The following is a 2,178-nucleotide window of genomic DNA, read 5'->3' as shown; positions in this document are numbered from 1 at the left end:
GTAAGCGACAAGCTGACCCCATCTGGCGTCAGTAGCGTTGGCCGCTGTATTGCGGACAGACGATTCACAAACTGTGAGCTTCTATGTCTGCGCCTAGCTCTGGAACTAGAAACTTCCATATGATCGAGGCTGTTCCGGAACGGCTTGAGGGCGCCCCACGGCAATTTCGGCGCCGCTGGTCCGATGATTTTAAAGCGCGGGCTGTGGCTGAGGCAATGGAGCCCGGCGCAAGCGTCTCAGCCATTGCGCATCGCATCGGCATACATCCCTCGCAGCTATTTGGCTGGCGTCGTGATGCTCGTGACGGACAACGATCCTCCTCGCAAGATCGGGCTGGTCAGACGGAGACTGGGACGATTGGCACACGTGCGATGATCGAGCTTATCATCGGCGACGTCGTTATCCGGGCCGACGCAGATATCGGCGAAGCACACCTGCAGCGGGTGATCCGAGCGGTGCGGTCGGCATGATCCCGTCCGGCGTGAAGGTCTTTCTTGCGAGCCATCCCATCGACTTCCGAAAGGGGCCGGACAGCTTGCTTTCGCTGGTACGGGATGCTGGCAGTGATCCGTTCAACGGTGCACTTTATGTCTTTCGGGCCAAGAGAGCAGACCGAGTCAAGATCGTGTGGTGGGATGGCTCCGGCGTTTGCCTCTATGCGAAGCGGCTGGAAAAAGCCCAGTTCTGCTGGCCCCGGATCGGCCATCATCGCGTCCAGCTCAATCATGCCCAGCTTCTGGCTTTAGTCGACGGAATGGACTGGAAGCGGGTTCGATCCACGCCGGTGAAGCCTCCCGAGATTGTTGGGTAAAACCGCTGCGGCGAAGTGAATCAGGTCCCTGAAAGCATGGGCGGAGCGCGGCAAAATATGCTCTGATCATACCCATGACGCGGCCCGAGATTGAGCTCCCGGATGATGTAGAGGCTCTCAAAGCCATGGTTCTTGCCATGGCCGCAAAAGCAGCCCGCGTCGAGGCTTTGGAGAAGCAGGTTGACGATCTAGAGGCCCGCAACGCGGACGCCGATGAGCGCATCGAGCGGCTGACGCAGATCCTGAAGGCTTTCGATCGCGCCCGATTTGGCCGACGCTCGGAAAGGCTTGCATCATCCACCGTCGATGACGAGCAGCACGCCTTTGTCTTCGAAGAGATCGAGACCGGCATTGCGACGATCAAGGCTCAGGTCACGAAAGGCCGCGGTAGCGCGGACAGCAAACGCGCTCCGCGGCCACGCAAGGGCTTTGCGCCTCATCTTGAGCGCGTCGAGGTCGTGATCGAACCGGAAGAGCTTCCAGAACATGCAGGTAAGACCAAAATCCTGATTGGAGAAGACGTCTCCGAGCGGCTGGATGTCGTGGCAGCGAAGTTCCGTGTCATCGTCACCCGCCGGCCGAAGTATGCCTTTAGGAACGAGGATGGTGTCGTCCAGGCGGCGGCTCCGGCACATATCATCGAAGGTGGCATTCCAACGGAAGCACTTCTGGCCCAGATCGCCGTTTCCAAATATGCCGACGGGCTGCCACTCTATCGCCAGGAAGCCATCTACGCACGCGACAAGGTCGAACTCGACCGCAAGCTGATGGCTCAATGGATGGGCAAGCTGGGGTTCGAGCTCAATATCCTCGCCGACTACATCCTCGATGAGATCAAGAAGGCCGAACGGATCTTTGCCGACGAAACGACCTTGCCCACACTTGCACCTGGTTCCGGATCAGCGAAGACGGCATGGCTATGGGCGTATGCCAGGGATGACCGGACTTTTGGGGGCAGCGGTCCACCGATGGTAGCCTATCGCTTCGAGGACAGTCGAGCCACCGAGTGTGTCGCACGACACCTGAGCGGCTATCGTGGAATCCTGCAGGTCGACGGATATGCCGCTTATAACAAGCTCGTCCGGAAAGATGGAGGCAATGACAGCGCCATCCTGGCCGGCTGTTGGTCGCACAGCCGGAGAAAGTTCTACGAGTTGCATGTCGCAAAGAGCTCGAAGGTCGCTACAGACACCGTCGAGCGTATGGCGAGGTTATGGGAGATCGAGGAGCGTGTGCGCGGCCAAAGCCCTGAAGCTCGTGTCGCTGCACGCCAGGAGATCTCCGCAGCGATCGTCCGTGACCTCTTCACTCTCTGGCAGGCGACCCTGCCACGGGTCTCTGGAAAATCCAAACTCGCCGAAGCTCTG

General features: G+C 59.3%; 3 protein-coding genes. All 3 read left to right on the top strand.

Going from position 1 to position 2,178, the window contains the following annotated elements; genetic code table 11:
* Positions 1 to 83 precede the first annotated feature (83 nt).
* Positions 84 to 470, top strand: coding sequence for a transposase (locus tag EFQ99_RS34775; protein ID WP_024323553.1), 387 nt, complete (start codon positions 84 to 86; stop codon positions 468 to 470).
* A complete protein-coding gene (gene tnpB / locus EFQ99_RS34770) occupies positions 467 to 811 on the top strand; it encodes an IS66 family insertion sequence element accessory protein TnpB (protein WP_003592504.1) in 345 nt (114 codons plus the stop codon). Before EFQ99_RS34775 ends, tnpB begins: the two co-directional genes overlap by 4 nt.
* A 74-nt stretch (positions 812 to 885) precedes the next feature.
* On the top strand, positions 886 to 2,178 hold a 1,293-nt coding region (locus tag EFQ99_RS34765; protein WP_097603756.1), incomplete at its 3' end, for an IS66-like element ISRle3 family transposase.

This window comes from Rhizobium vallis (assembly GCF_003985155.1).
GTDB lineage: Bacteria > Pseudomonadota > Alphaproteobacteria > Rhizobiales > Rhizobiaceae > Rhizobium > Rhizobium vallis.
This window is presented reverse-complemented; position numbering and strand designations above follow the sequence as displayed.

Coding starts and splice junctions, on each gene's coding strand:
- EFQ99_RS34775 (WP_024323553.1), top strand. CDS start 84: ATGTCTGCGCCTAGCTCTGGAACTAGAAACTTCCATATGATCGAGGCT.
- tnpB (WP_003592504.1), top strand. CDS start 467: ATGATCCCGTCCGGCGTGAAGGTCTTTCTTGCGAGCCATCCCATCGAC.